The 8,455-nt window shown below is 70.6% G+C and carries 8 protein-coding genes; 2 read left to right on the top strand and 6 right to left on the bottom strand.

The features are described 5' to 3' along the window. The 3 genes from NON22_RS16200 to NON22_RS16190 all read right to left on the bottom strand — a co-directional run. On the bottom strand, positions 1 to 863 hold an 863-nt coding region (locus NON22_RS16200; RefSeq protein ID WP_257387984.1), incomplete at its 3' end, for a LysR family transcriptional regulator. A 1,066-nt stretch (positions 864 to 1,929) separates the two neighbouring features. After that, positions 1,930 to 2,283, bottom strand: coding sequence for a DUF1428 domain-containing protein (locus NON22_RS16195; RefSeq protein ID WP_257387983.1), 354 nt, complete (start codon positions 2,281 to 2,283; stop codon positions 1,930 to 1,932). 182 nt (positions 2,284 to 2,465) lie between these two features. Next, positions 2,466 to 3,074, bottom strand: coding sequence for an FMN-dependent NADH-azoreductase (locus NON22_RS16190; RefSeq protein ID WP_257387982.1), 609 nt, complete (start codon positions 3,072 to 3,074; stop codon positions 2,466 to 2,468). Positions 3,075 to 3,183: 109 nt separating this feature from the next. Between NON22_RS16190 and NON22_RS16185 the strand changes: the two genes are divergently transcribed. Both NON22_RS16185 and NON22_RS16180 read left to right on the top strand, forming a co-directional pair. Next, positions 3,184 to 4,146 (top strand): LysR substrate-binding domain-containing protein, encoded by a 963-nt coding sequence (locus NON22_RS16185; RefSeq protein ID WP_257387981.1) that lies wholly within the window; start codon positions 3,184 to 3,186, stop codon positions 4,144 to 4,146. Positions 4,147 to 4,296: 150 nt separating this feature from the next. After that, entirely contained in the window at positions 4,297 to 5,022 is a 726-nt protein-coding gene (locus NON22_RS16180) for a response regulator (protein ID WP_425507989.1), read from the top strand. Between the two features lie 75 nt (positions 5,023 to 5,097). Here the strand turns inward: NON22_RS16180 and pgm are convergent, their stop codons facing one another. From pgm to NON22_RS16165, 3 genes are all read right to left on the bottom strand, one after another. Next, positions 5,098 to 6,747 carry a phosphoglucomutase (alpha-D-glucose-1,6-bisphosphate-dependent) gene (gene pgm, locus NON22_RS16175; protein ID WP_257387979.1) on the bottom strand — a complete coding sequence of 550 codons (1,650 nt, stop codon included), beginning with the start codon at positions 6,745 to 6,747 and terminating at the stop codon, positions 5,098 to 5,100. Between the two features lie 154 nt (positions 6,748 to 6,901). After that, positions 6,902 to 7,795, bottom strand: coding sequence for an arginase family protein (locus NON22_RS16170; protein WP_257387978.1), 894 nt, complete (start codon positions 7,793 to 7,795; stop codon positions 6,902 to 6,904). After that, on the bottom strand, positions 7,792 to 8,455 hold a 664-nt coding region (locus tag NON22_RS16165; protein ID WP_257387977.1), incomplete at its 5' end, for a hypothetical protein. The genes NON22_RS16170 and NON22_RS16165, both read right to left, overlap by 4 nt.

The following is an 8,455-nucleotide window of genomic DNA, read 5'->3' as shown; positions in this document are numbered from 1 at the left end:
TCGACGAAGGCCTGCGCCGCCGGCGCGAGCCGGCGCGTCGCCGGGTGCAGCAGCGCCACGCGCAGCGGCGGCGGCGCGAATCCCGCCAGCACTTCGACGAGACTGCCGTCGCGCAGATAAGCATCGACCTGCAGCCGCGGTGCCTGGATCAGCCCGCCGCCGCGCAGTGCGCAGAGCAGATAGCTCTCGTCGTCGCTGACGCTGATGCGGCTGCGCAGGCGATACTCGCGCGGCGCGTCGGCGTCGCCGAGCACGAGCCGCGCCTCGCCGTCGCGCTGCCGCTGCAGCCAGCCGATGCCGACGTGCGCGGCGAGATCGTCGGGAGCGCGCAGCTCGGCATGGCGCTCGAGGTAGGCCGGGCTCGCGCAGGTCACCTGCGGCAGCTGCGCGAGCGCATGCGCGGTCATCGACGATTCCGGCGGCTCGCCGGCGCGCACGAGGCAGTCGACGCCGTCGCGCAGCATGTCGGCCAGACGCTCGCCGTTGCTGATGACGAGATCGACCTGCGGATGCGCGCGGCAGAAATCGTCGATCTGCGCGAGCACGAGCTGCCGCGCGACGCTGCCGCGCAGGTCCAGCCGCAGCACGCCGCGAGCCTCGCGCACGGCGTTGGACAGGCTGGCCTCGACCTCGTCGAGCTCGTACAGCAGATGCGAACCGCAGTCGTAGTAGAACCGGCCGTCCTGCGTGACGCTGACCTGGCGCGTCGTCCGCTCGAGCAGGCGCACGCCGAGACGGCGTTCCAGAGCCTTGATCGCGTGTGTCGCGCTCGCGCGCGGAATGCCGAGTTCGCCCGCCGCACGCGTGAAACTTCCGAGCTCCACGATGCGCGTGAACAAGCGTAGCGAATCGAATCGATCCATGCAGACTGCCGTCCCTGTCGAAATGGAAACCGACCGGCCGCTGGTCCTTGCGGCACGGCCCACTCGGGAACGACGGCATGCAGGCGGACGATGGTCGTTGCGATCGCGGCATGGCAGGCGCGAAGAGCGCGCGCCGGCGCCCTCACCGCGTTTCCGAGCGGCAGAAACGCTACCGCATTTTTTGACCGTGTGTACGCATCTCTCGGACAAATCCGACATTTCCGCGCGGTTTTTGCCGATTTCCTGGAGTTTGTTTTTTTGTGTTGAATAACAGCGACATCGACTGTTACTAAAAATCTCTACAACACTAGTCGTGCAGCGCAGCAATGCGCAAAGCGCGACGGCGACTGCGCGGATTTCGCCGCCGGCCCGCGCCATCAAGGGACATTGGTGTACCCTGCCGTGGCGCGGCAACTTAGGCACGCCGCCGCTTCATAAACATGGATACCCGTAAAATTTTACTTTTCCTATAGTGATCATCCGCCGATTCCGACCCGGCATCCGCCACGCGGGCCGTGGCGACGCGACGGCGGTCGTCGCCGGGCACGGTATCGCACAGGCATGCAAGCGTGACGGCGTGCGGGCCACGGACAAGCACGGGCGGCGACATGCCGGATCGATCACCCGACAAGGAGTGCGCGGATGTCGAGTTCCGGCCCCGGCCGGCAAGAGGCGCATCGGCTGGGCGGCGTCTGCCGCAACGGGCTGCACGCGGCCGGTCTGTCGGGCCGACGTTCGCGCGGGAGGTGGATTCAGCTGCGCAGCTTTGACGCTGTGATGCAACGCGGCGGTGAGGCTGTGCGGCTGTGACGCTGGGACGCCGAGAGGCCGTACGGCCAATCCGCGACCAGGCCGCAACGAACCCAAGCGAGACCTGTGCTGCCGCTGACGAGGTCGACCGCGATCGGGGAATTGCCGCGCGACGCTTCCGGACGACGCGCCGCCGCGCCTGCGGAACCGTTCGACCCGCACGACGTACCGGCAGAACGCCGTCCGCGCGCCGCAGCGCAGTCGTGACGACCGGCAGGCGCCGCCGGCGAACGCCGCGCGCGGCGCCGTCACCGGCTCAGAACCGCACGAACTCCTTGAAGCCGCCGTAGATCATGCGCGCGCCGTCGAACGGCATCGAGGCCGGATCGGCGCGCAGGCGCGGATCGGCCATGACGGCCTTGTTGATGCGGTCGCGATCGCGGCGCGAGCGGTAGACGATCCACGAGAACAGCACGGTCTCGCCGTCCTTGAGCTTCACGGCCTGGGGAAATGACGTCAGCTTGCCGGGCTTCACGTCGTCGGCGACGCATTCGTGAAAGGACAGCGCGCCGTGTTCCATCCAGATCTTGCCCGCCTTGCGCGCCAGTTTGCGGTAGGCGGCGAGATTGGCCGTCGGAACGGCCAGTACGAATCCGTCGACGTAGTTCATGCGATCTCCGGTCGGCTCTGGCGCAGCATGCGCCCCCGCGTTGATAGCGGCAGCGGAGATCTCAGGCAAGCGCGGCAGCGGCGGCTGCGCGCCTGCAGGACATTTGCCGCCGCGGCGGCGAAACGGCCGCGGCATCCGGCAACGCCGGCACCGGTCCGCATGCGCGGCCGGCGCCGGATGCTTCAGGCCGCCTGGGCCAGCGCGGCGTCCTCGATCTGCGTATGCGCCGCGGCCAGCGAGGCCGCGCGCTGCTCGGCGCTGATGCCGACGCCTTCGGCGCGGACGAACTGCACGTCGGTGACGCCGAGGAAACCGAACACCTGGCGCAGATAGCTCTCCTGGAAGTCGGCCGCCTGCAGCGGCGTGCCGGCGTAGAAGCCGCCGCGGCCCGACAGCACGATGACGCGCTTGCCGCCGGCCAGGCCCTCGGGGCCCTGCGCCGTGTAGCGGAACGTGCGGCCGGCGACGGCGATACGGTCGATCCAGGCCTTGAGCTGGCTCGGAATGCCGAAGTTGTACATGGGCGCGCCGATCACGACGACGTCGGCGTCGAGGAATTCCTGCAGGGCCGCTTCGTTGCGCTCGACCGCCTTGCGCCGCCCCGGCTCCAGGGTATCGAGTGCGGCCTGCGGCAGCGGGGTCCAGTGCGGCAACGGGTCGGCGGCCAGATCGCGATACGTCACCGCCGTGTCGGGCTGGTCGCGGCGGTACTGCGCCACGACCGCAGCGGTCAGTTCGCGCGTGACCGAATGCGTACCGAGCGGGCTGGAATCGAGCTGCAGCAGTTTCATGGATGTCTCCTTCAGTTCGGCGGATGCCGGCGCGAAAGATGCTATGGGTGGTGCGAATGACCGAGTAGTCACCTAGAATCGGATTCATTGTCCCGCCAATAGAACGATCATGCGCGACCTCAACGACCTCGCCTTCTTCGCCGCCGTCGCCGAGCACGGCGGCTTCACCGCCGCCGGCCGTGCGCTCGGGATCCCCAAGTCGCGCCTGAGCCGGCGCATGGCCCAGCTCGAGGACGAGCTCGGCGTGCGTCTCGTGCAGCGCTCGACGCGGCAGTTCGTCGTGACTGAGGTCGGCCGCCAGTTCCTGGCGCATTGCCAGGCGATGCTGACCGAAGCGCGCGCGGCCGAGGACGTCGTCGCGACGCAGCGCGCCGAACCGCGCGGCCTCGTGCGCCTGAGCTGCCCGGTCGAACTCGCGCAGAACGTGCTGGCCGGATGCCTGCCGCGCTTCCTCGCCGCCTATCCGCGCGTACGCCTGCAGATGCTCGTTTCCAATCGCCGCTTCGACCTGCTAAACGAGAACATCGACATCGCGCTGCGCGTGCGGCCGGCGCCGGAGATGGACGCCGAGCTCGTCACGCGGCCGCTGTCGCGCACGCAGAAGATCATGGTCGCCGCGCCGGCGTATCTCGACGCGCGCGGCCGGCCGCGCGAGCCGCAGGAGCTCGCCGCGCACGACACCCTGAGCCTCGTCGAGATGGAGACCGTGCAGAGCTGGAACTTCCTGCCGCGCGACCCGGCCGTCGACGCCGTGCGCGTCGACGTGCAGCCGCGCCTGCTCTGCGGCGAATTCAACGTGCTGTTGCAGGCGACGCTCGCCGGCCAGGGCATCTGCGGACTACCCGAGTCGGTCTGCGGGCCCTCCGTCGTCGCCGGCGCGCTGGAACACGTGCTGCCGCAGTGGCAGGCCGGCGAAGCCATACTGCACCTAGCCTATCTGTCGCGCCGCGGGCAGCTGCCGGCCGTGCGCGCACTCGTCGATTTCCTCGTCGAGAACGTGCCGCCGATCGTGGCGAAACACCGCGCCGCCGCAGGCTGCCCGGCCGAAGACGCGGGTCACCCGGCGCGATGACGCCGCACGGGTGCGCACCGAACCGGGACGGCCGCGGTTCGATTCCCGCGGCCGCGCTCAGGCCCGGCAGCGGCGGAGAGCGCTGCGACGAACCGGCCGGACGACGCCGGCAGCAGGCGGCGCGGCTATGATCCGCCGGCCATGAATCCGATTCCGACCCGCGAGCCGGCGACGGCGGCCGCCTTGATCCTCGTCGTCGACGACGAGCCGCAGATCCGCAAATTCCTCGACATCAGCCTGCGCGCGCAAGGCTATCGCGTGCAGACCGCCGACAGCGGCCAGGCCGGCCTGACCGCTGCAGCCGAAATCAGTCCGGACCTCGTGATCCTCGACCTCGGCCTGCCCGACATCGACGGTGGCGAGCTGCTGCGCGAGCTGCGCCAATGGTCGGCCACGCCGGTCATCGTGCTGACCGTGCGCGCGAGCGAAACCGAGAAGGTGCGCCTGCTCGACGCCGGCGCGAACGACTACGTGACCAAGCCGTTCGGCATCCAGGAACTCATGGCGCGCATCCGTGCGCTGCTGCGCACGCGCGGCGACAGCGGCGCACCGCCGCGTTTCGACGACGGCCGCCTGCAGGTCGACCTCGCTCGGCGCGAGGTGCGCCTGGACGGCAAGCCGGTCGCGCTCGCGCGCAAGGAATACGCGCTGCTCGCGCTGCTGATCCAGCACGCCGGCCGCGTCGTCACCCAGCCGCAGCTGCTGCGCGAGCTCTGGGGCCCGACGCACACCGAAGACACGCACTACCTGCGCGTGCTCGTCGGCAAGCTGCGCCAGAAACTCGGCGACGACGCGGCCGATCCGCGCTACATCGCGACCGAGAGCGGCGTGGGCCTGCGTTTCATCGGCGCGAACCCCGGCGAAATGGCGCGCTGAAGCGCGCCGTCGCGCGAGCCATGCCATACCCGCCTATGCGCCGATCGGCTACGGCGCGTCCGCGTTGCGTCGCGCTCAGGCGCTCAGAGTCGCGTCGACGACAGCCTGCGCCTCGGCGAGGATCTGCTGCAGATGGCCCTCGCCGCGGAAGCTCTCGGCGTAGATCTTGTAGATGGCCTCGGTGCCCGACGGCCGCGCGGCGAACCAGCCGTTCGCGCAGACCACCTTGATCCCGCCTATGCCGGCGCCGTTGCCGGGCGCCTTGTCGAGCACCTGCAGCACCGGCTCGCCGCCGACCTCGCGTACGGTCACCTGCTCCGGGCTCAGGCGCGAGAGCTTCTTCTTCTGCTCGGCCGTGGCCGGCGCGTCGCGGCGGCTGCTGTGCGGCTCGCCCAAATCGGCGCAGAGTTCGCGGTAGCGTTCGTACGGATCGCGGCCGAGCCGTGCGGTGATCTCGGCCGACAGCAGCGCCGGCGCGAGGCCGTCCTTGTCGGTACTCCAGACACTGCCGTCCTTGCGCAGGAACGAAGCGCCCGCGCTTTCCTCGGCGCCCATGCCGAGCGAGCCGGCGCAGAGCCCGTCGACAAACCACTTGAAGCCGACCGGCGTCTCCACGAGCGGACGTTCCAGGCGCGCGGCCACGCGATCGATCAGCGCACTCGACACGAGCGTCTTGCCGACGCCGGCTGCGGCCGGCCAGCCGGGCCGGTGCGTGAACAGGTAGTCCGCCATGACCGCGAGGTAGTTGTTCGGCAGCATCAGTCCGCCGCTGCGCGTGACGATACCGTGGCGGTCGTGGTCCGGATCGCAGGCGAACGCGACGTCGAAGCGCTCGCGCAATGCGATCAGGCTCTGCATCGCCGGCGGCGAGGACGGGTCCATGCGGATGCGGCCGTCCCAGTCCAGGGTCATGAAGCCGAACTGCGGATCGATCTGCGTGTTGACGACGGTCAGGTCGAGGCCGTGGTCGGCCGCGATGCGCTGCCAGTAGCGCAGGCCCGCGCCGCCGAGCGGGTCGACACCGAGGCGCAGGCCGCTGGCGCGGATCGCTGCGAAGTCGATGACGTCGGCCAGACCGGCGACGTAGTTGCCGATGAAGTCGTGCTCGCGCGTCGTGGCCGCCGCGCGCGCCTGGGCCGGCGTCAGACGGCGCACGCCGGCCAGGTTTTCCTGCAGCAGCGCATTGGCGCGCTGCTCGATCGCCGCGGTGACGGACGTGTCGGCCGGGCCGCCGCTGGTCGGGTTGTACTTGAAGCCGCCGTCCTGCGGCGGATTGTGCGACGGGGTGATCACGATGCCGTCGGCGAGTCCCTCGCGGCGGCCGCGGTTGTGCACGAGGATGGCCTGCGAGATCGCCGGCGTCGGCGTGAACTCTCCGCCAGCGGCGATGCGCGTCTCCACGCCGTTGGCGGCCAGCACTTCGAGCGCACTGTCGAACGCCGGCAGCGACAGCGCGTGCGTGTCGATGCCGAGGAACAGCGGACCGTCGATGCCGTTGGCGCGGCGGTAGTCGCAGATCGCCTGGGTGATCGCGAGCACGTGCGCTTCGTTGAAGGTGGCGTCGAACGCGCAGCCGCGATGTCCCGACGTGCCGAATGCGACGCGCTGGCCGGAATCGCCCGGATCGGGCCGCAACGCGTAGTAGGCGTGCTGCAGCGCGGCCACGTCGACGAGTTGGTCGGCGCCGGCGCGCTGGCCGGCCTGGGCGGGATTCGGCGGATTCATCGGCAGTCCTGTCGGGGCGACGGCCGGCGAGTGTGCCATAGCCGGCCGCCGGCGCCGCGCGTCGTCCCCGCCCCGGCGCAGCGTGCGTTCAGCGGCGCCGCCGCAGCGCCGTCGCGCGCGATTTCGGACACACGCCGGGCGCCATCGCCGATCGCTAGCCCGCGGCGCCGCGATCCATGCCCAGCGCCGTGCGCGCGGCGACGACGGTATTGAGATTGAGCTGCGCGACCCGCCGCGCGCGCTGGTAGCCGCCGCCGACGAGGAACAGCACGGGCAGTTGCAGCCGGTGCGCGGCCTCGAACACGAACAGGTCGCGCTGGAACAGTTCGCGCGTGCTCAGGCCGGCCTGGTTCTTGGGATCGTCGCGGTGGCAGTCGGCGCCGGCCTGGTAGACCAGCAGATCGGGCCGGCAGCCGGCGACGATCTCCATCGCCTGGTTCAGCGCGTCCAGATATTTGCCGAAGCCTTGCTCGCGCACGCGCACCGGAAACGCCGACGAACGCAAACCGCCGTAGCAGCCGAAGCGCGTGCCGAAGATCGACACCGCGTGCAGGTTGCCGAGCCGCGCGGCGAATTCCTCGGTGCCGTTGCCGCCGTGCTCGTCGCAGTCGAGCACGGCGATGCGCTGCTGCGGCAACGCATGCGCGATCAGCGCCAGTCCGTTGAGCGCGCAGAAGCCCGAGCCGCGCGCGTGGACCGCATGATGAAATCCGCGCGCGAGATTCATCGCGACGCCGCAGCGCAACGCCTGCTGCGCGCCTTCGAGCTGGCCGCCGAGCATGGCCAGGGCCGAATCGCGCAGCGCCGCGGACCACGGCAGGCCCTGACTCGACGCGAGCGGGTCGACGCCGTCGAGGAACGCGCGCAGATAGTGTTCGCAGTGCAGGCCGTCCAGCGCGGCCCGCTCGATCGCGCGCGGCGCCTGCAGCCGGCCGAGTCCGCGGCGCTCGATCAGCCGCGCCGCAAGTCCGAGCCGCTGCAGCATCGGCTGCGACGGCGGCGCATAGGCCTCCGAAAAGAATACGCGGAGCTCGCCGGCGGAGGTCATCGCAGCTGCGCCTCGGCGAAGCGGCGCAGCTGCTCCAGGGTGCAGGTCAGCGGCGACAGCATGTTGCTCCGCACTTGCGCGCGCAGTTGCGGACCGAAGGCGCGTTCGCGCGCCTCGGGCGTGACCGCAAGCGTCGTCAGCCGCAGGAAGCGCACCTCCGCGAGCGCCTGATACGGAAAGCACAGGCCGTTGCGCGTGGCCCGCGACGGCGGCAGCGGATCGATGTAGCGCAGCGCGCAGAGCGCGCCGCGCGGAATCCACACCGCGTTGATCAGCAGCGGCTCCACGACGAGGGCCGAATGCGACTCGCCGAGGCCGACCTTCTCCAGCAGCAGCGGACGGCCGTCGTCGTCGACCACGGTGTTGACGGCGCCGCCGCGCCGGATGCGGGCCTGGGCGATTTCGAGGAAATATTCCTCGGCCTGCGAGCAGCTGCCGATGTTCGGCTTCTTGCGCATGGCCGGCAGCGCGGTCGCGCGGCGCTCGCTGCCGCCGAGCAGATCGCTCAGCAGATCGACGAACAGCCGGCTTTCCTCGAACGCGAGCTGCGCGCGGATCGCCGCGACGCGCGGGCGCAACGCGCGCAGCTCCGCGAACAGCGTATCGTCGTGCGGCGCCGGCGCGTCGGCGCGGTCGAGCCCGCGCCAGCCGCTGCTCCAG

This window comes from Tahibacter caeni (assembly GCF_024609805.1).
GTDB classification, from domain to species: domain Bacteria; phylum Pseudomonadota; class Gammaproteobacteria; order Xanthomonadales; family Rhodanobacteraceae; genus Tahibacter; species Tahibacter caeni.
Note: the sequence above shows the minus strand (reverse complement) of the source record. Positions and strands in the feature narration are given on the sequence as shown.